The sequence below is a fragment of the Bacillus halotolerans genome, assembly GCF_001517105.1.
Lineage (GTDB): Bacteria > Bacillota > Bacilli > Bacillales > Bacillaceae > Bacillus > Bacillus halotolerans.
Genome location: NZ_LPVF01000010.1, coordinates 46,326 through 70,429, shown reverse-complemented (window position 1 = coordinate 70,429; position 24,104 = coordinate 46,326). Strand labels below are relative to the sequence as shown.

Genomic DNA, 24,104 nt, shown 5'->3' with positions numbered 1-24,104 from the left:
ATGAAAACTGTTCATGGAGAATGCTTCTAGAGTAAGCCTTGCGAACACAGGAGTATGACTCTCGCCTTTTTAATAAAAAACGCCGCTGACTGCCAGGCCAGCGGCGTTTTACACTTGATCATTTACATTTTGTCAAACTTTGCGTCTCCCGCAAACGATCCCATTGACAGTTGTTCATCAAGAATAAGTCCTTGATGATGCCGTTCTTCAATCCTTTTGATAATAAATCGAATTGCATCCACATTTTCTTCGATATTATGAGGTTCAAAGATCGTCACGTGGTCTCCTTTTAATTTGTACTCAAGGTAATGCTGTACAGTTGATTGCGTCCATCCTCTATCAGTCAAATCGCCACACAACAAATGATGTATGTTGCTGTTAACGGCGCCGGAATTGATCAGTTCATTGTGATACGCAAGGTAGCTTCTGATTTTATCCTTAATCGAAGGAATGGTTAATATGTCTCGGTAGTAGTCCGGAATAATATCCATATTCAGATGGACGATCTCTTCAATTTCCGTTTCTGATGAATGCGTAACCGAAACAGTGATTTTAGAATCAAGCATGATCACATCTGATACGACGCGCTCTCGCTTCTCTAAGGCTTTGGCAACCTCAAAAGCCAAATTCGATCCCGAAGAATAACCAAGCAAAACAAAAGGCCCTTGTTCCTGAATGCCTATCATGCTTTCTGCATACAGGTCAACGATCTCTTTCTCATAAGACGGCTCTTCTAAGAAATCAGCCGCATAGACTGTGCAGCTGCCATCAAGTCTTTTTGCCATTTCATTATAAACGAGTCCATACCCAATTAAAGGCGGGAAACAGAACACAGGGATTGAATCTTCCTGGTTCAGCTTGACGAATACGTTATCCGTCTTGGACTCGAAGACCGCGGCTTGAATGGCGCGTGCCATTGTTTCGATGGTAGGAAAATCGTATACGGCTTGATAATGCATGTTGAGCCCCATACCGGCGTTAATTTGATGAATCAGCTGCAATACTTTAAGTGAATGGCCGCCCGCGTCAAAGAAATTATCTTTAATACCCGGGTCAGTGAGACCTAAAATGTTCTTCCAAATCTCGGTCAGCTGCTTTTCAATTAACGTTTCGGGTGCTGCGTATTCGGTTCCGGTGAGCCTATTTCCCTCAGGAGCCGACAACGCTTTTCGATCAATTTTTCCATTAGCGGTTATCGGCATCTTCTCTACTTGTACAAAATAGGCTGGGATCATATACGTAGGCAGTTTGTTCAGCAAATGCCGCTTCAGCTGCGCTGTATGTAATGATTCATCTCCGGTTAAGTAGGCGCACAGCTGCTTGGAGCCCTCTTCTTCAATCGCGATGACGGCCGCTTCTTTGACAGATTCCAGTTGCAATAAAACCGCTTCGACCTCGCCAATTTCAATCCGGTAGCCCCGGATTTTCACCTGATGATCCATTCTTCCCACATACTCGATATTGCCGTCGGGAAGCCATCGGGCGACATCTCCCGTTTTGTACATTTTTTCGCCTGCGGCAAACGGGTGTTCAACAAATTTCTCGGCCGTTAATTCCGGGCGGTTCAAATATCCTCTGGCTATGCCGGCCCCGCTAATGTATATTTCTCCGGGAACGCCGATCGGCACTGGCTTCATCCCCCCATCCAGCACATAAATATTCATATTGGCCGCAGCCGTACCGATTGGCACCGATTCTCGTCTGTCTTTCTGCGGATCAAAGGAATAAATCATACATCCGACGACCGTTTCCGTTGGCCCGTATTCGTTAAAGATTTCAATTTGATCTTGAAATCGCTCGCTGATGCTCCGGGCCAAACTCACGCTTAAATTGTCGCCGCCTACAATCAGTTTCCGGATCCTGCACTCATGGGGAATGTTCATTTCATTTAATAACTGCAAATGAGCGGGAGTCAGCTTAATAATATCCACTCTGGCATCCTGTACGATAGATGAAAGCAAGGCTGCCCTGTCTTCTCCTCCGAAGACTATGATGGCATTGCCGCTTACGAGCGGTGTAAAAATAGACGTTACCGTTAAGTCAAAAGCGATGGAGGAGTACAGTGGGAAGTTGGTTTTTTCTCCCTTGACATATACGCTGTCAGCCCACCAAATATAATTGGTTAAGCCGCGATGTTCGATTAATACGCCTTTGGGCATGCCTGTGGAGCCCGATGTATAGATCACATATGCTAAATCCTTCGCATCGCTGATCCGTTCAAGATTGGAGTGCTCTTCGTGATAAGAGCTTTCCTCATCCAATAGAACGATCGTGCCCGCATGTGTAAATCGCTGCCGAAGATGGTACTGTGTCAAGATGATCTCGGCTTTGGAATCTTCTAATATATACTGTATGCGGTGCTTCGGATAATCCGGATCAATAGGTACGTAGGCGCCGCCGGCTTTTAATACAGCCAGTATTCCCACAACCAGATCGATGCTATGTTCGCTGATGATGGCTGTGAGCCGGTCTGCCCTTACACCCTTGGCCCTTAACGTTCGAGCCAATTGATTAGCCCGTTCATTGAGCTGCCGATACGTTAGTTTCTCATCTCCAAAAACAATCGCCACCTGCGCCGGCGTTCGCTCAGCTTGTTCCTCAAACAATTGATAAAGCGTCTTTTCCTTTGGATAATTCGCGGCCGTATCATTACATGCCTCTATAAGAAGCGAACGTTCATCCGCCGTAAGTATATCCAGGTCCTGGACGCGAATCGCCTGACTGTTCACCATTTGCTTAATGATTTGCATAAAATGCTCTTCCATCCGCTTGACGCTTGTATGTTCATAGACGTTGCCATTGTACACAAAATGAATTTCGATATTCCCCGCCGGCATGACAATAAAATTGAAATCGTAATGAGTGTGCTCTTCCACATGGAAATTGGTAATGTCCAGTGCGTCACGATTCGGTTTCATATGCTCCATTTGTTTCTCGACCGGATAATTTTCAAATACCATGATATGACTGATCAGCTGCCGCTTTTGTTCGGTTTGAGCCTGAATTTCATACAACGGAAATGTATCATACGCCTGAGAAGCCAATGCCTGCTCCTGGCTCATTTTCAACACTTGTTCCACAGTCATTCCAGGCTGAGCGGTAATACGTACGGGAATGGTGTTGATAAATAAGCCGACCATGGATTCAATACCCGGAATTTCTGCCGGGCGGCCGGATACGACCGACCCGAAAACGACATCCTGACTGTTGTTGTATCTTTGCAGCAATAGGCCCCACGCGCTTTGAATAAACGTATTCACGGTGACGTGATGCTTGCTTGCAGTCTGCCTGATTTCTTCTGATAGCTGCTTTCCGAGCCGGCATGCAAGCCTTTGTTTTTGATATCCCTCGGCTTGGTTTGAGACAGGTTCTTTCAGTAAAACGGTTTGTCCTTCATAACCGTCCAAATATTTTTGCCAATAGGCTGAAGCGTTCTTATGATCCTGGTCTTCCAGCCATTCGATATATCGGCTGTACGGGGTGACGGCTTCCTGCTCGGGTTTTCTTCTATCAAGGAGCTCATAATAGGTTTCAAACACTTCTTTCGTAACAAGAGGCAGACACCAGCCATCCATTAAAATATGATGAAAGCTCCATATCAATCGGGCTTGATCATCCTCTGTACGAAGGATTGATACGCGCATTAACGCATCTTGGGTAAGATCGAATCCTCTTTCCTTATCTTTTTGTACAAAGTCGGCAATCAATTTGCCGCGTTGTTCATCTTCCATGTTTCGAATATCTTCAACGGTTATTTCGATCGGTTTTTCTCGGAGGACAATCTGCAGAGGCTGATCTTTCCATTCGGTGTAAAAATGAGTCCGAAGAATCTCATGTCTGTCTGCCAGCTGCGACAAACTCATCGTAAATGCTTCGATATCCAAATCGCCTTTAAGATCAAAAGAGGCTTGTTCAAAGTAAGCTCTGGAAGCCGCATCGATTAAGCTGTGAAACAGCATGCCTTTCTGCATGGGAGTTAAAGGATATATATTTTCAATGTCGCCAATATGCTTTGTTTGCTGAGCAAATTGATCTAATTCTGCGATTGTTATGTCTTTCAGTGAAATATCGCTTGGCGTCAGCTGAATTTGCTTTTGGGCTGTACAATGATCGATGACTTCTTTTAGGCTGTTCTTTAGGAAAGCGGCGCATGTTTCCATTGTTTCTCTTCGATATTGTTTACCGCTGTAACTGATGGCCAATGACAGCCGGCCGTCTGAGATCATGCCGTTGATGTCAAGCGTATAGGCAATGGGATGTCTGTCGCTTGCAATTTTCCCTCCGGAGTAAGGAGATACCTCGATGCCTCCATTTTCGAAATCTTGATCAAATTGACCGAGGTAATTGAAGCTGATTTCCGGATGAACGGTCAAGTCAGATGCCTTCGGATGATCGGACAAATATTTAATCAGGCCGTATCCAATTCCTTTTTGGGGAATCTGACGCAGCTGTTCTTTCACTGTCCTAATCCGCTGTGAGATGTCCTGGTCTGCCTGAATTTGAAGAGAAACCGGGTATTGGCTTGTGAACCAGCCCACCGTACGTGAAATATCAAGATCTTGAAAGATAGATTCCCTGCCGTGTCCTTCCAGATGAACAAGAATCTCTTCATGTCCAGTCCAGCGATGAACAGCCGTACAGAGTCCGGTCAGCAATAAATCGTTAATGTCAGTCGTATAGGCCCGGTTCGATTTTTTCAATAAACATTCGGTTTCAGCCTCTGTCCATTGGACGATGATGATTTCCCGGTCTTCGGCTATACCGCTCTCCTGTTCATTGTCCTTTGGCAATTTATGCTGCGGGATATGCAGCTGCCCGAACCAGTATTGATTTTCCGCTTCAAAATCTGCGCTTTCTGCATAACGTTTCAATCGTTCAGCCCATAACAGGTAGGAATCCGTCTTCTTAGGAAGTGTGATCGCTTCTCCGTTTTTCAGCTGTTCATAAGCTAACGTTATATCCTCAAGTAAAATCCTCCACGATACGCCATCTACGACCAGATGATGAATCGCGATCAGCAAATGGTCTCCATCCTGACATTGAAACAATCCCAGTTTCATGAGCGGGCCTTCGGCTAAATGGATGGATTGCTGAATGTCATTGGATATCGATTCTATCGTTTGGGCGGGATTAATTTCTTCGAGTAAAGAGAATACTTCAAGGCTGAATAAATCTCCTTCATCGATTCCCCGGTTTCGGGCTTCGTACCCATGGTCTGTCGGAACATAAACCATGCGCAAAGCATCGTGATGCTCAGCGATCTTCTTCATGACTCCCCGAAGCTTTGATTCATCCAAACCCTCTTTAAAATAAAGCATAACGGATTGATTATAGTGGTGCGGATCAGGGTATTGCTGGGCAAAAAACCAATGCTGAATCGGTGTCAGAAGTGTCGGACCTTTAATTTCCCCTTGTTCTGCGATTTGGGTGACCGGCTCTATAAAAGGAACTACCCCGGAGATCGTCGGGTGCTTGAACAAGTGTTTGATGTCTAGTTTATAACCGGATTGATATAAGCTTGAGGTCACTTGGATCGATTTAATCGAATCTCCCCCCAGCTCAAAGAAATGATCGTTGATTCCGACACGTTCTGCGCCTAATACCGACTCCCACACTCCTGCCAGTATTTTTTTCAGTTCTGTCCGCGGAGCTGTATAGGTATTGCCTGTGAGATTTCCGGTTGGAGCAGGCAGCGCCTGGCGATCTATTTTTCCGTTGGACGTAAGCGGCATCGCTGTCAGCTGTATGAAATAAGCAGGTATCATATAGGCAGGAAGCTGACGGGACAGATGTTCCCGGATCTCGCCTGCGGTTAAAGAATGCAGTGCGGTGAAATAGGCGCACAAAGTCGTTTCCCCGTTGGTTTCTTGTGCGATAACGAGAGCTTCTTGAATCGGTGGTATTTGAAATAATGCGGTTTCGACTTCACCAATTTCAATGCGGTAACCGCGGATTTTCACCTGGTGGTCGATCCTTCCGAGGTATTCAATGTTACCGTCCGCAAGCCGTCTGGCCAAGTCTCCCGTCCGGTACATTTTCGCCTCTTGTACAAATGGATTCCGTAAAAATCTTTCCGCTGTTAATTCTGGCCGATTCAAATATTCTCTGGCGATACCGTCCCCGCTGATATAGATTTCTCCCGGGACGCCGATGGGCACCGGCTTCATACTCTTATCCAGCACATAAATGTTCATGTTGTCCGCGGGGGCTCCGATCGGAACTGATTCCCGTCTGTCGTTTTGCTGATCAAAGGAGTGAATCATACAACCGACAACTGTCTCTGTCGGCCCGTATTCATTAAAGATTTCGATTCTGCCGCCGAATTGCCCGCTGATGTTTCGGGCGAGCCGCGTGCTTAAATTGTCGCCGCCAACAATGAATTTCCGAATGGTGCATTCAGGAGGAATGTTCATTTCTTTTAATAACTGCAAATGAGCCGGGGTCAGTTTGATAATATCCACCCTCGAATCGTGCACAATGGAATCAAGCAAGGCCACCTTATTTTCCCCTCTGTAGACAATGATGGCATTGCCGGTAATAAGCGGGGTAAAAATAGACGTTACCGTCAGATCAAAAGCGATGGATGAATATAGCGGAAAGTTGGTTTTTTCTCCTTTGACATACACTCTGCGGGCCCACCAAATATAATTGGTTAAGCCCTGATGCTCAATTGCCACACCTTTTGGCTTGCCTGTGGAACCTGACGTATAGATGACATAGGCCATATCCTTCGTACTGCTGATCGGTTCAAGATCAGAGCCGTCTTCATGGTAAGAGCTTTCGTCATCGATGAAAACCATTGTGCCGGCCATATCCAATTGTTTTCGGAGATGGCTCTCTGTCAAGATAATATCAGCTTGGGAGTCTTCTACTATATACTGTATGCGATGCTTCGGATAATCCGGATCAATTGGCACATAGGCCCCTCCCGCTTTTAATACGGCCAGTATTCCCACAACCAGTTCGATGCTGTGTTCACTGATGACGGCGGTGAGCCGGTCCGCCCTAACGCTCTTGGCCCTCAAGGTTCGGGCTAATTGATTGGCGCGTTCATTGAGCTGGTGATACGTGAATTGCTTTTCTCCGAGAATAATGGCTGGTTGATCCGGTGTTCGTTTCACCTGTGCTTCGAATAACTGATAAATCGTCTTATCCCGCGGATATTCAGTTTTCGTATGATGATAGTCAGCGAGAAAAGTATTAGTCTCCGCTTCAGACAAGATATCCACTTGGCCGAGAGTGAGGTCGGGCTGGAATAACATGATAGAAAACAGACGATTTAAATGCCTGATCACCTGTAACATATACTCGCGGTCATAAGCTTGTTCATTAAAAAATAACTTTACATCAATCGTGTCTTCCCTCATAGCAAACTGAAATAAAGCATCTGAAGCAGCCGTTTCTATGAAACGATCAGAATGGATTTGCTCTAATGAAACAACCGTATGGATGATCGGTAAATGATTTGTATTATAGTTCAGCCGCAGCTGTCCGGCCATTTTATCAAAAGGAACGTCCTGATATAAGATCGCTTCGTCCAGCGTATGTTTCAGTTCATGGAATATCGATTTAAACGTACTGTCGGCATTGATATTCTGCTTGATTAACATGAGCTGATCTAAACGAAGATCTTCATCAGTTTCGTCTTCAAAGGTTGGAACGCCTGTAATCCCGCTCTCTTCCCCCGTGTATCCGATCAGGAGAACCAGATAAACGGCCATCGGCGTTTGATTTGTCATGGTCAGGATGCGCCGGGATACATCTGAACTCAATGAACTGTGAATACAGTCAGATGCACTCGATACATCACGCTTTAATGTTGAGTCGGACATTTGAAACGAAGGGAATGCACTGGGACGGTCTTCCGTGTGAAACATGCGGCCCCAGAACAACTCCTGTTGTTTGAATTCTGACATTCATATCCCTCCAGTTGGTTTCATTCCTGTTTTGAAGGCGGCTGGCGGCATCCGCGGCATTTGTGCCGGGACAGCCGCTGCCGGCCATGATTAGAAATCCAATTCGATTGTGCTTGCGAGGTGTTTCCTTTTGTTTACTTTTTCGCTTAATTGAATTTCTTTTAAAGGAATGGATGGGTTTCGTAAAATCGCCGAGAGGATCATGACGTAATCCTTGGCCATTACAGCAATGGTTTTCTTTTTAAATAGCTTCGTGCAGTAGTCAAAGCTGCCTTGTATCTCATCTTGGTCCATTACAAAGTTCAGCTGTAAATCAAATTTAGCTGTTGTATTCGTTTGTTCATAAGACTTGACCGCGAGAGAGTCCACTTCAATATCCGTTTGTTCCGTATTTTGCAGGACAAACATCGTATCGAACAATGGATTTCGGCTTAAGTCCCGTTTCACACCCAGTTTTTCTACTAGTTCTTCAAAAGGATACTCTTGATTTTCATAAGCCTTCAGCATTGTTTCTTTCGTTTCCGTTATATAATCCATAAATGTCTTTTCCGCCATCGGAGCGGTACGGATGGCTAATGTATTGACAAACATGCCGATGAGATGTTGCAAATCTTCATGCATTCTTCCCGCAATAGGTGTGCCGATGACGATATCATCCTGTCCGCTGTATTTAGCCAGCAGTATGGAATAGGCCGAGAACAAAATCATATAAGCGGTCGAGCCGGTCAAGTCTTCCAGCTGTTTTACACCTTGGATGACAGTCTTATCGAGCACAAAATTATGCCGCTTCCCATCGAAACTTCTAACCGGCGGTCTCGCAAAATCTTTCGGCAGCTCGAATGACGGCAGCTCTTCATGAAATACACCCAGCCAATACTCTTCCTGCCTCTTGATTCGTTCTCTCTGTTCTTTTTGATGTTTCCATTCAGTAAAGTCTTTGTACTGAATACGGAGCGGAGCTAAATCTTTGCCGTCATACAATTGAATCAGTTCTTCTACGAAAATATTCATGGACGCGCCGTCCGTAATGATGTGGTGCATGTCAAACATGAAAACATGCCTGTCTTGTTCTAACTCAATGAGTCCGGCCCGAAGTAATGGAGCCTGGCTGAGATCGAATGGCCGCACGAAGGCGCGGAAAAGTTCTTCAACCTCGTCAGGTGCCGCCTTGTACCTTTCCATAGAAAACTCCACTTGCGGTTTGATCACCTGCACTGGTTCTCCGCGGATCATTTCAAAACCGGTACGTAGTGATTCATGACGATAAATCAGTTTTTGAAATGCGGTTTGTAAGCGATCTATGTCGATTTTTCCCTCTAATGTGAGGACTCCCGGCATATTATAGCTGAGTTCGCCTCCTTCAATTTGTGTCGACAGGTAAACCATTTTCTGCACGGAGGATACAGCATAGACATCTTTTTCTTTGGCAGCCGGAATGTAATCTGGCCTGATGTCTTTCGCTTTTGCAATAGCCTGTGCCATTTCTTCAACTGTCGGACATTGGAATACTTCTCTTAATGAAATGTTTTTGCTGAATTGCTGATGAATTTTGGCGATGAGCGTCATCCCCCGTAACGAGTGGCCGCCCAAATCGAAAAAGTTATCTTTCACTCCTATTTCTTTTATCTTCAAAATGTCACGCCAGATGCCTATCAGCTGCTTTTCCATACTCGTCCGCGGAGCAACGTAGTCGATCCCGGTTTGCAAACCTGCTTCAGGCATCGGTAACGCTCTTCGATTTACTTTTCCATTGGAGGTTAACGGCAGTTTCTCCAGTTGGATGAAGTATGAAGGGATCATATATCCCGGTATTTGTTCAGCAAGGTTTTCTTTTAGCTGACTGATCGAGAGTGATTGCTCCGCTGTAAAGTAGGCATACAAATCGCTTTGCCCGTCTTCATTTTCTCTGGCCAGAACAACTGCTTCTTGGACATGCTCTAGAAGAGCGGCTTCCGGCTCACCGAGTTCAATCCGGTAACCGCGAATTTTGACTTGATGGTCCATCCTACCAGCATATTCAATGTTCCCGTCAGGAAGGTAACGGGCCAGATCACCGGTTTTATACATCCGTTGATTCGGATCATATGGATGCGGAACAAATGTTTCGAGCGTCAAAAGCTCTCTGTTATGATAACCACGTGCTAAGCTGACCCCTGAAATACAAAGTTCACCGACAATTCCGACAGGCTGAAGCGTTCCTGCTTCATTCAAAATGAAAATCTCCGTATTTGAAATCGGTTTGCCGATTGGCTGAAGCTCCTGTTCTGTTTCCGGATCAACGGTATACATGGTCACGACATGTGTCTCCGATGGGCCGTAATGATTATGCAATGTGACATGGTGGCGTGCCAGCATGTCACGCAGCATACTTGTTACGATGAGCTGTTCTCCCGCAGCGATGATGTGATCCACGCACTCGGCAAACGGTTCGAAATGGTGTTTCTCCGAGGCAAGGAGCTTAAGGAAAGCGGTCGGAAGAAATGCTGTTTGTATCCTATGCATTTTGACAAATTCATTGAGCTGACGTATTTCCCGTTTCGCCTCATTGCTGATGATACAGAGTGTTCCTCCGCTTGAAAGCGCCGAAAACATTTCTTGATAGCAGACATCAAAGCTCATTGCGGCAAATTGCAGCACTCTGTCAAAGCGCAGCCGCGTATGCCCCTGCTCATAAGCGAGCAGATTCGTCATCGTTTTATGCTCTAGCTGAACTCCTTTTGGTTTCCCTGTTGTGCCTGACGTGTAAATGACGTACATTAAATCATTTTCCGAATAGGAAAGATTAAGATTGTCTGTCCCGCCTTGATATAGTAACGGATCATCAAGCAGAAGCACTTCCCCTTTAAAGAGCGGCGGAATTACGTGACCTGCACTAGTCAAAAGCACACTGGCGCCGCTGTCTTTTATCAAAAAAGCCCGCCGTTCATCAGGAAGTTCCGGATCGATAGGAAGAAATGCTCCGCCCGCCTTTAATATGGCTAAAATGCCGATGATCATATTTGCTGAGCGATCCGTGAGAACGGCAACCACCTGATCTGTGCCAACACCCTTATCTTGTAGGATGCGCGCCAGCTGATTGGAACGTTCATTCAGCTGACGATAAGTCAGAGTTTGATTTCCAAATATGACGGCTTCATGATCCGGGTTAAGCGCAGCCTGCTGCTCAAAAAGTTGATGAATCGCTGCCGGATTACGTTTTTCTGCAGTTGCAGTATCGTTAAAGAGTTTCTGGATTTCACTGTTCTCTTCTTGGGTCATCATATCCAAATGAGCCAGCTCGGCCTCAGGCTGTTTGATAACCGAATCAATCAGCTGCACAAAATGTCCCATCATACGTTCGATCGTTTCCGGTTTAAACAGAGCCGTCAAGTATTCCATCGTGAAATGAATACCCGACTCTTCTTCCACAGCCGTTAAGGTTAAATCAAATTTAGCCATCGTATGTTCACTTGGGTATGGTTTGAAAGTTACGTCATTTATCTCTAACTGTTCCTGCTCCGTGTTTTGAAGCACAAACATGGTGTCAAACAGCGGATTGCGGCTCAAATCTCTGGCAATATCCAGTTGATCAACCAGCGCTTCAAAAGGGTAATCTTGATGCTCGTAAGCTTTCAAAGCATTCTCCTTCACCTCGGCCAGATACTGAGTGAATGTCTTCCCTTTTTCAGGGTGATTTCTCATCGCCAGTGTATTTACAAACATTCCGATAATGGGTTCCAAATCCGCATGCGGTCTCCCCGCTATTGGGCTGCCGACAATAATGTCTTCCTGTCCGCTGTATTTTGAAAGCAATAAGGTATAAGACGCAAGGAGCACCATATATAAAGTGGATTCTGTTTGGGATGCGAGCTGCTTTAACCCTTCGCTTTTTTGCTTATCAAGCGTGAAATGCATCGTGGCTCCCGCAAAATCCCGTGCCGACGGCCGTTTATAATCGGTAGGCATATGAAGGACAGGAACGTCGCCGCTGTACAGCTCTAACCAATAGGCTTCTTGGTTTTGGATCTGTTTTAAACGCGCTTGTCCGGTCTGCCATACTGCGTAGTCCTTGTACTGGATGCGCAGGGGCGGTAATGTCTCTCCTTCATAAATCCGAATAAATTCTTTAATCAATACGCTCAAAGATGTTCCGTCAGAAATAATGTGATGCATATCAAACAGCAGAATTCCGCGGTCAGGTTGAAGTTCAATCAGTCCCACACGAAGCAGCGGCGGCTTCTCCAGATCAAATGGACGAATAAATTGGCGGATATAAAGGTCTGCATCATTTTCTTCTGCCTGATACCACTCTGCTTCAAACTCTGCGTGATCCAAGACATACTGAACAGGTTCTCCGCCGGCCATTTTAAAACCGGTGCGCAAAGATTCATGACGTTGAATCATTGTGAGGAAGGCTTGCTGCAGCTTATCACGATCAAGCTTGCCCTCGACAGCCATCAGACCCAGCATGTTGTAACTGAGTTCTCCGCCTTCCAGATGATTGAGAATGTACAATCGTTTTTGCGCCGAAGATACAGGATAATATGGTCTTTTCTCAATTGCAGGAATCCCGGCATACCCGGTTTGCTCCATCGTCGTGATTTCCCGCGCGAGCTGTTCAATGGTTGGGAAACGGAATACGTCCCGCAAAGGAATTTGGACATGCATTTGTTTTTGTATTTTTGCAATAAGCGCGGTTGCCCGCAGGGAGTGGCCGCCGATATCAAAAAAGTGATCTCGAATCCCGACCTGCTCTAACCCGAGAACATCCTGCCAAATTGCCGTCAGCTGGATTTCTGCAGGAGTCTGCGACAGCACGTATTCTATGCCTTTATCCCGATTTTTGACCGGAGCCGGTAATAACTGACGGTTCAACTTCCCGTTTGGCGTCAGCGGCATCTTATCCAGCTGCACAAAATGAGCCGGTATCATATATCCCGGTAAATGCCGTGCCATACTTTCGCGAAGTTCACTGATCTGTATTGGATTATCCGCAGTATAGTATCCGCATAGGAAATAATCTCCATCCGCATCTTTAAGGGCAATTGCGGCGGCTTCTTGAATATCGGGGATGTTCAACATTACCGATTCGATTTCACCGAGTTCGATCCGAAAACCGTGAATTTTCACCTGATGATCAATCCGGCCGATAAATTCAATATTTCCATCCGGCATAAGGCGGGCCAGATCACTTGTTCTATACATTCGGTCCGTCGAGACAAACGGATCGGCAGAAAATTTTTCATCCGTTAGTTCCGGCAGGTTCAAGTAACCCCTTCCGACACCGTCCCCTGCAATATACAGCTCGCCTTGAACGCCAGCCGGCTGCAGCCGTTTTTTCGAATCCAAAATGTACATGCGGTTGCTGCCTAACGGCTTGCCTATCGGAACATGAATTTGACTGCGTGCCCAAGCCTCGGCAGAAAATTCTATGTTGAACAGGGACGCGTCTACGCAAGTTTCTGTAGGCCCATATACATTGGAGATCGCAGGCGCATCCCCAGGATTGCCGAATACTTGCACGAACTTATTTACCGTCGTTTTGGAAAGCGCCTCTCCTCCGATTAACAGATGCTGAAGCGGGACTCCCTGCAAATCACCTGCAGCTATTAAAAGTTTTAAGTGAGCAGGTGTTCCGTCAGTTATATCAATGCAATGCTGCCGATAGTAACGGCATAATGCTGCGCCGTCTGACACGACATCCTTGGGAACAATAAACAAGGTATGACCTAACAGCAAGGAAGCATACATCTGCTGAACAGAAGCATCAAAATAATATGGCGCAAGCATGGCAACATTCAGCTCCGCATCATAGGCAGAGTAAACTTGGCTGCTCAGTCCTTCAATCAAGTGAATGACCTGGCGATGTTCAATTAACGTGCCTTTAGGCTTGCCTGTCGTGCCGGAAGTATAAATGGCATAGGCCAGTTGACTCGACTGATAAGAGAGCGCAAGGCCGCTGTCTTTTTCGTGATAGGCATGTTCCTCCATGAGATCGATACATGTTCCCGAGAAGCAGATATTATCCTGCAGCTTTCCGCGATAAAGCAATACACTGATGCCTGAATCACTAAAAATATAGCGAATGCGTTCAGGCGGAGAATCAGGATCTATCGGCAAATATGCACCGCCCGCTTTTAAAACTCCCAAGATGCCTACAATCATCTCCAGCGATCGTTCAGTCATAATGCCGACAAGCTGATCGGACTGTACTCCCTTTGCCTGCAAGGTTCGCGCAAGCTGATTGGCCCGCCGATTCAGTTCCCCGTAGCTTAATTGGTTACCCTCGAATACAACCGCCGTATGGGCCGGCGTACGATGCGCTTGTTCCTCGAACCACTCATGAATCGTTTGTTCGCGCTGATATTTCTTGCCGACAGACTGAAAATGGCTGAGCAGGTCTTCTTTTTCTCGTTGAGTCAAAAGCTCCAATTCGTCTAATTTGACAGATGGCTGCTTCAATACTTGCTGCATGAGCTGTTCAAAATGTCCGCAGATCTGCTCCACTTGTGATTTTTCATATTCATTTTCATTAAAACCGAAATGAACGGCCAGCTGTCTGCCAGGAATGACAACCACATTCAAATCATAATGGGAGTGTTCCTGCATATGAAAATTCATGACGTTCAGTTCCGTATCATAACGGCTTGCCTCTTCAACCTGCTGCCCTATCGGATAGTTTTCAAAGATCATGATATGGTCAATCAGGTTTTGCTTCAGTTCCGTCTGGGCCTGAATTTCGTATAAAGGATAGGTATCGTATGCTTGGGAAGCCAGTGCGTTTTGTTGAACCATTTGCATCGTATCAGCAAAAGAGCTGTCCTCATCACAGCGGATGCGAACCGGAATGGTATTGATGAACAGGCCGATCATCTGTTCTACACCAGGAATTTCCGCAGGCCTTCCCGACACGACACTGCCAAATACAACGTCCCCGGACCCGCTGTATTTCTGTAATAAAACCCCCCACAATGTTTGGATCAACGAATTTAATGTCACTTGATGCTGATTTGCGATCTGCTGCAACCGTTTTGTCTGTTCTTGGTCTAATTCGCAGATCACATTGGCATAAGCATATGCTTTTTGTTCATGCTGAGGTCGTTTATGAAGAAGCCTGGTTTCACCTTTATACCCTTCAAGATACTCGCTCCAGTACCGTTTGGCCGCTCCCTGATCTTGGAGGTCAAGCCACTCGATATAGTCGCTGTAAGGAGCTGCAGATGGTGGTTCTGTTTCCCTGCCTTCTTGCAAGGCGCTATAATGCTCAAACACTTCCTTCGTGATAAGAGACAGGCACCAGCCGTCCATAACAATATGATGGAAGCTCCAAATCAAATGATATTTGCTGTCTTCCATACGGATAATCGCTATGCGCATCAGCGAATCCCGAGCTAAGTCAAATCCTTTTGCCTTGTCTTCTCTTTCATAGGCTGCGATTGCATCCTCACGCAGATGCTCCTCTATGTCACGCAAATCTGCAAAATGAATTTGCGGTTTTTGCGTTTTATAGACAATTTGTAAAGGAGTATCGTTCCAGCCGCTGTAAAAACGGGTTCTGAGCACGGCGTATTTTTCAAATAATCGTTCCAAGCTTGCTTTAAACCAATCAATCTTTAACTCTCCCTGCAAATCGAATGATGCTTGTTCAAAATAAGATCTTGTGGCCTCATCCAGCAAGCTGTGGAAGAGCATTCCTTTCTGCATCGGAGTGAGCGGATACACGTTTTCGATCTCACCTGAATACGGCAGTTGAATGAGGAGCTGGTCCAATTCATCAATGGTCATGCCTTTTAACAAAATATCGCTTGGTGTCAGTTCCGATTGTTCTTTATGAACGCAATGCGTAATGATTGTCCGCAGGCAGCTTTGAATCGTTTCCGATAGCCGCTTGATCGTTTCTCTTGCGTACTGTTTGCTGCTATAACTGATCGCAATCCTCATCCGGCCCTCTGTTATCATTCCGTTTATATTCAATACATACGGTCTGGCTTGATTCCCGCTTGAGTCTGAACCGCAGGAGTAGGAGGATAATTGAATCGCATGCTGCTGCAAATCTTGGTCAAACTGCCCCAGGTAGTTAAAACTAATCTCCGGATTCAGTTTTGATGGCATTGACCCGCTTAAGTATCTTGCTATTCCATATCCGATCCCTTTATGCGGAATTTGGCGCAGTCCTTCTTTGGTCATCTTGATATAATCAGAGATTTCTTTGCCTGGCTGCGCGTGAAGCACAACCGGATACAGACTTGTGAACCATCCAACCGTACGGGAGATATCCATATCTTGAATCGTCTGTTCTCTTCCGTGTCCCTCTAAATGTATCGGAATCTGTTCAAGTCCTGACCAATGCGATATGGAAAGACCCAGAGAAGTTAAAAGCAAATCGTTTATTTGAGTGTTATAAGCGCGATTCGCTTGTTTTAATAACAGCTCCGTTTCTTCTATAGTCCATTCCACGGTTTCTGTTTGACTGTCCTTTGAGGTCGTATGTGTTTCATGAAAATCCTTAGGCAGCGGTTTCACATCGGTTTGTTCGATCTCTGTCCAATATTCCTGTTCTTGTTTTATGGTTTCACTTTGCGCATATTCTGAAAGCCTCTTGGCCCATAATTGGAAAGAGTCTGTTTTTTGCGGCAGTTGAATCACTTGCCCGTTCTCAGCTTGTTTGTAGCCATTAGCCATATCATCCAATAAAATGCGCCATGAAACCCCGTCTACAATCAAATGATGGATGGCAATCAGCAAGTGATCTCCATCTGCACATTGAAACAATCCGGCCTTCATTAACGGCCCGTCACATAAACGCATACAGCCTTGTATCTCATTAGCCTTGGCTTCAATTGTCTGCCCCGGGTCGGATTCTGCTTTCAGATTCAGGACTTCAAGGTGGTACAGCCCGCTTTGAGCAATCTCTGCAATCTGTGCCTCGTACCCCTTTTCCGTCTGCTGGAACGTCATGCGGAGCGCATCATGATGTTCTGCAAGCTTTTGCAGGGTTTGACGAAGCGGCGTTTCCCGAAAACCTTCCGGTGCATACAGCATGACGGCTTGATTATAATAATGCGGTTCTATTGTTATGTGATCAAAGAACCAATGCTGAATAGGAGTCAGGCTGACTTTTCCTTTGACTTCACCCTGATCGGCTATACGCAGATTCTGCTTGATATGCGGACTCAAATCGGCAATCGTTGCATATTGAAACAAGTCTTTGATTTCCATTTTGTATCCGCTCTGTTTTAATCTTGATGACACTTGGATTGATTTAATAGAATCTCCGCCAAGGTCAAAGAAATTATCCAGAATACTGACGTTCTCCGCACCTAATACAGCTTCCCAGGCGGAAACTAATATTTCTTCCACTTTTGTTCGGGGAGCCTTATACTCTGCTCTGTCCTGCAGCCCGAAATCCGGAGCCGGCAGCCCTTTTCTGTTTATTTTTCCGTTGGAGGTTAAAGGCATTTCATCCAGCTCGATAAAATAGGCCGGAACCATATAACTTGCCAGAGTATGAGACAATTGTTTCCGGAGCCGGGAAACCGTTATTTGCCCGCCGCTCACGTAATATGCACACAATTGTTTAAACCCGTGGATATCTTCTCTAGCTGTAACAACAGCTTCCTTAATCGCTTCTTCTTGATGCAGTGCCGCCTCGATCTCGCCTAATTCGATACGGTAGCCTCTGATTTTCACTTGTTCATCCATTCTGCCCGCATATTCAATGTTTCCGTCAGCCAGCCACTTCGCCAAATCTCCGGTCTTATACATCTTGGCTCCGGGTTCAAACGGGTCATCGACAAATTTCTCTGCCGTCAATTCCGGCCGGTTCAAATATCCTCTTGCCACACCGGCACCGCTGATATAGATTTCTCCTGGAACACCGACCGGCGCGGGTTTCATATTCTCATCCAGCACATAAATGCTCATGTTTGCTGCAGCCGTTCCAATCGGTACCGATTCCCGCCTGTCCTTCACGGCATCGTAACGGTAAATCATGCAGCCGACAACGGTTTCCGTCGGTCCGTACTCATTGCATATTTCAATTCGGCCTTCAAACTGTTTATGAATACTTTGGGCTAACCGGGTGCTTAGATTCTCCCCGCCCACAATCATTCTTCGGACAGCCGTTTTATGGGCGATATTCATTTCTTTCAAAACCTGTAAATGGGCCGGCGTCAATTTAATGATATCCACCCTCGGGTCCTGCACAATCGATGCAAGCAGTGCTGTTTTGTCCTCTCCGTCATAGACGATGATCGTATTGCCTGTGACAAGCGGTGTGAAAATAGAAGTCACCGTTAGATCAAAAGAGATTGACGAATACAACGAGAAGTTGGTTTTCTCGCCTTTTACATAAACCTCTTTCGCCCACCAAATATAATTGGTCAAACCTCGGTGCTCGATTAATACGCCTTTTGGCCGGCCTGTGGAACCTGACGTATAAATGACATATGCCAAATGGCTAGCATCACTTATCGGTGCAAGGTCAGAGTCATTTTGGTGATACGAGCTTTCATCATCCAGTAAAACCGTGACGCCTTCATAGGCAAGCTGTTCCCTGACATCTCGCTGCATCAAAACGATTCCGGCTTGAGAGTCATCCAGCATATACCGGATGCGGTCTTGCGGATATTCCGGATCTATAGGGACGTAGGCTCCACCTGATTTTAAAACGGCAAGGATCCCGACTACTGATTCGATACTGTTTCTGCTGATGACAGCCACAGGATGATCCGCCTGCACGCCCTTCGCTCTTAACGTTCGCGCCAGTTGGTTTGCCCGCTTATTGAGCTCTCCGTACGTGAGCTCCCTGTCCTTATCGATGACGGCCGCTTGATCGGGCGTACGCTGCGATTGTTTTTCAAATAATTGATAAACCGGCGTCTGCGGAAATGGTGCAGCCGTGTCGTTAAGAGTATGAAGAAGGGTTCTTTTTTCGTTTTCCGTTAACAATTCCACTTGCTCCACTTGGATATCCGCATCTGTCATGACTTGATGCAAGATTTGCATGAAATGTTCCCGAATCCGCTCTATACTTGAGCGATCATACACACTGGCATTGTATTCAAAATAGATGTTCATCGCTTCGCCCGGTACAACGGTCAAATGAAAATCATAGTTGGTCTGTTCTTCCATTTGCACGTTGGAAATTGTGATGGATGATCCGTTTTGCCGGCCTATGCTTTCCATATACTGATCAACAGGATAATTTTCGAATATCATTAAATGTGTAATTAAATCTTGCTTTTGCGTTGTACGTGCTTGAATATCGTATAGCGGGTACGTCTCAAATTTTTGAGACGCTACTGCTTTTTCCTGCGCTTCTTTCATAAGTTCGGTAAACGTTGTCCCGGCTTCACATCGGATCCGGACGGGAATGGTGTTAATGAATAAGCCAATCATGGTTTCCACGTTTGGAATTCCAGCCGGTCTTCCGGATACAACACTTCCAAAAACAACATCTCGGCTTCGGTTATATTTCTGCAGCAAAACCGCCCATGCCGTCTGCAGCAGCGTGTTCAGCGTGACATGGTGTTTGCCGGCCGTCTGCTTCATTTTCAAAGTGAGGTCGGTGCTTATTTCACATGTCACTTTCTCCGGAATGTATCGCTCATCTTCCGCCGCATGGTGATCCTTAGGGAGGATGGTTTGCTCTTCATATCCCTCCAAATACTGATCCCAATAACGCATGGCCTCTTCTGCATCTTGCCGGCCGAGCCATTCAATGTATTGACTGTACGGAGTAATCGACGATTGTTCAGGCTGCTTTTGCTGAAGCAAGGCAAAGTAATGCTCGAATATTTCTTTTGTAATCAGCGGCAGGCACCAGCCGTCCATCAAAATATGGTGAAAACTCCATATAAAACGGTATGTCGCGTCATCCGCACGAAGAATGAGTAACCGCATTAACGCGCCTCTTTCTAAGTCAAACCCCTGTAACTTATCTCTTCTGGCATATTCCTGAATCATCTCTTCTTTATGTGATTCCTTCATTTCGCGTAAGTCAATGAATTCAAAACCGATTTTTTTCGTTTTGAATATGATTTGCAGAGGCTGATCCTTCCAGCCTCTGTAAAAATTCGTGCGGAAAATATCATATTTTTTCGATAAGCCATCCAAGCTTTTCGAAAATGAAGCAATATTCAGGTCTCCATGCAGATCAAACATCGTTTGCTGAAAATAAGCACCAGAACTCGGGTCAAACAAGCTGTGAAACAGCATACCTTTCTGCATCGGTGTTAATGGATAAATGTTTTCCGTTTCGCCCAATTCACTCGTCTGCTCCAAAAGCTGTTCCAGTTCGTCTATTGTGATATCCTTTAACAGGATGTCACTTGGCGTCAGGGTAGTCTGCTGCCGGCTTATGCAATGCGCAATGACTTCCTGCAGACTTTCTTTCAAACTCCGTGCAAATTTCGCCATAGTCGATCTTTCGTATTGTTTGTTGCTGTAGCTCAGCGTCAGCGATAATTTCCCTTCTGCAATCATGCCATTCAAATCTAGCACGGCTGTTCTCTCTTGGTTTTCATTCATCGATAACCCTGTGGAAAAAGGTGATATGCGGAAAGCTTGATGCTTCAGATCTTGGTCAAATTGTCCCAAGTAATTAAACGATATTTCCGGATTCAGCTGCAGGCTTACGGCTTCCGGGCGCCCGGATACATATTTGACGATGCTGTAATTCATCCCTTTATCAGGGATACGGCGCAGCCCTTCTTTCACGCTCTTAATTCGCTGCGACAGGTCTTTGCCGGCTTCCATCTTCAGTACGACAGGGTATTGGCTTGTAAACCATCCAATCGTGCGGGAGATATCCGCATCCGGAATAATTGGCTCTCTCCCGTGGCCTTCCACATTCACGACAATGTCTTCTATGCCAGTCCACCTGTGAACGGCGAGTCCTAATGAAGTCAGCAGCAGATCATTGATTTCCGTGTTATAGGCGCGATTCGCATGTTTTAATAATTGCTCTGTTTCCTCTTTTGTCCATTGAATCTTTACTTCTTCGCTGTCTCTTAATAACGAACCTTCGCTTATGTTGTCCTTTGGCAATGACTGCGGCTTTATGCTTGTAAGGTCAGCCCAATAAGCGATCTCCTGTTCTATGTCGGTTTCCGCTGCATACTTGGACAATTGATCCGCCCAGAATGGAAATGAATCTGTTTTTTGCGGGAGCTGGATTGTTTGCCCGTGCTCTGCCTGCTCATAACCGCTTGCAAAATCCTCAAGTAAAATGCGCCAGGATACCCCATCAATCACCAAGTGATGAATCGCAATCAGCAAATGATCTCCGTCCGGACATTGGAACAAACCAAGCTTCATCAAAGGCCCCTGGTCTAATACCATGCTGCTTTGAATCTCATTCGCTTTATCGGCAATCGCTTGAGCCGGATCGGTTTCCCCTTTATAATTCATCACGTCCAGATGGTATAATTCACTTTCATCTGTCCCTGTAATTCGCGGAGCGTATCCATTCGGCGTTTCTTCAAAAATCATTCTCAAGGCATCGTGATGAGATGCGACACGTTCCATCGTCCGGCGAAGCGGCTCCTCTTTAAAGCCTTCCGCCGAATATAACATGACGGCCTGATTGTAATGGTGTGCATTCGGCATTTTTTGTTCAAAAAACCAATGCTGAATCGGGGTCAGATTTGTCCGGCCGTTCACTTCCTCTTGATCAGCCTTCCTGCCAACCGGCGCTACAAATTGACTTAGGTCAGCAATCGCAGGGTATTTAAACAAATGCTTCATATCAACCTTGTATCCGGCTTGATATAATCTCGAAGACACCTGAATTGATTTAATCGAATCTCCTCCAAAATCAAAGAAATTATCGAGAATCCCTATACGCTCAGCCCCTAATACTTCTTGCCAGATAGACGCCAGCAGTTCTTCTGTTGGGTTTCGCGGGGCTATGTATTCGTTATCCATCCGTGTTTTTTCTTCGGCAGCAGGCAAAGCTTTCAAATCAATTTTTCCATTGGAAGTGAGCGGTATGTGTTCCAAATGGATAAAATAGGAGGGAATCATATAATCCGGCAGTTTACGGGACAAATCGTCTCTGAACTGCGCAGCGGTCAAAGAAGGCTCACCGACATAATAGGCATACAATTGCTTGGCTCCGTCTTCGTCTTCCCGCGCAACGACAGCAGCTTCACGAACTTTTTCAAGATTGAATATGGCGGCCTCTACCTCGCCGATCTCGATACGGTAGCCGCGAATTTTCACTTGATGATCGATTCGCCCTAAATATTCGATTCTTCCATCTGGCAGCCACCTGGCAAGGTCACCCGTTTTATACATCTTTTGACCAGGGAGATGCACATGCTGAACAAACTTTTCTTCCGTCAATACAGGCTGATTGAGGTAGCCGCGGGCCACTCCCGCTCCTCCGACATACAGTTCTCCCGGTACGCCGATCGGCTGGATTTGAAGGTGCGCTCCTAAAATATAGGCTTGGTGGTTGGCCACCGGTTTGCCGATTGTGATCTGTTCATCTGCGGACTGAACAGGGTGAAATGTAGATACCACACTATTTTCGGTCGGTCCGTATTCATTATTGATTTGAATGTGAGGCTGCAGAGAATATAGCTTCTCAACTGTATCTATTTCCAGCTGCTCGCCGCCTACAACAACATGCTGAACATGAATAAAGTCCTCTGCGTTCATTTGTTCGATCATCGTTTTCAGAAGACGGGGAGAAGTTGAAAAATGTGTAATTCTCTCTTGTTTCATCGTGTTTTGAATGGCGAAAAGGTCTTTGTTCTCTTCATTTGGCAAAAGGTGCAAGGTTGCACCTGATATAAGAGGGCTGAAGAAATTTAAAATGAATGCATCAAAAACATAGGGATATAAGACAAGCACGCGATCCTTGGCAGAATGCTTGAAAAACGCCTTCTTCCACTGAAGCGAGTTCACAATGCCGCCGTGTTCAACCATGACCCCTTTCGGCAATCCTGTTGTGCCTGAGGTATAAATGACATAGGCTAAATGGTTGTGTTCCGCTACGGGTGATAACAATGAGCAGTCCGTATGATAAGATGATTCATCATTCAGATCGATTGTTGGTCCGTCAAAGGTGAGGCTGTTTTTGAAATGACGCTGAACAAGGAGAACGTCTGCATTCGCATCATGAAGCAGATATTGAAGCCGCTCTTTTGGATATTCAGGGTCCAGGGGCACATAAGCGCCCCCCGCCTTCCAAATGGCAATAATAGACACGATCATTTCTAATGAACGATCAGCCAGAATGGCGACCAACGTATCAGCTTGAACGCCGCAGTTACGCAATGTTCTTGCCAAACGGCTGGCCTTTTCATTCAATTCTCTGTAGGTCAGATGGCTGTTTTTGAACTTGACGGCTGCATGCTCAGGCGTTCTTTGTGCTTGTTCTTCAAATAATTGATAGACGGTTCTGCTCCCGGAGTAATCTGCGCCGGTGTCATTAAAATCGAACAATAGTTTCTGTTTTTCTGTTTCGGGTACGACCTCTGCCGTATGGATCGCAGCCTGAGGCTGAAACAAGATTATAGAAAGCAGCTGATCTAAATGGGCTGCAATTTGATCCATATAGCCCTCGTCGTACAGATTGCCGTTATAAAAAAGCTTCAATTGAATTCCATCGTTCTCCAAATCGAAGTGAAATAGCGTATCGGTCGCAACATCTTCTTTAAATTGCAAGGAATGAATTTCGTTAAGCGAAACGACGGTATGAATCAACGGCATACGCTCGTCATTGTATTGCACATTTAGATGCTGAACCATTTTTCGGAACGGCAGGTTTTGATTTTTCAGCGAATCATGAACGGCTTCTTTTAATTGCTCGAATACGGTTTTAAACGTGCTCTGGCTTGTAAGCCTGTTTTTCAAGAGGACAATGGTGTTAACAGCTGACTGGCTGCTTTTTTGCTTCGATATCGTTGGAATGCCAAGAATCAGGCTCGTTCGATCCGTATATTTATACAACAAGCATTCAATACCTGCCAATAAAATCAAATAGGCAGCCATGTCAGAATGATTAGCCATTGTCATTATTCTTTGAGATACTTCCGGAGATAAGGAACGGCAGATGCATTTTTCCTGATAGCCGGTACGGGACAATGACGTGTTGTCCGCCGCTTTAAAGTAAGGGAATGCGCTTAGGCCGTCATCTTCATCAAATAAGTTATCCCAGTACATTTCTTGAGTTTTAAAAACCGACATTGGAGCACC

At 45.7% G+C, this 24,104-nt stretch carries 2 protein-coding genes; both read right to left on the bottom strand.

The window, feature by feature from the left end:
- Positions 1 to 122: 122 nt before the first annotated feature.
- A complete protein-coding gene (locus tag AU387_RS10965) occupies positions 123 to 7,916 on the bottom strand; it encodes a non-ribosomal peptide synthetase (protein WP_059335680.1) in 7,794 nt (2,597 codons plus the stop codon).
- A gap of 90 nt (positions 7,917 to 8,006) precedes the next feature.
- Complete coding sequence (locus tag AU387_RS10960) at positions 8,007 to 24,095, bottom strand: non-ribosomal peptide synthetase (RefSeq protein WP_059335679.1); 16,089 nt, start codon at positions 24,093 to 24,095, stop codon at positions 8,007 to 8,009.
- Positions 24,096 to 24,104: the final 9 nt, after the last annotated feature.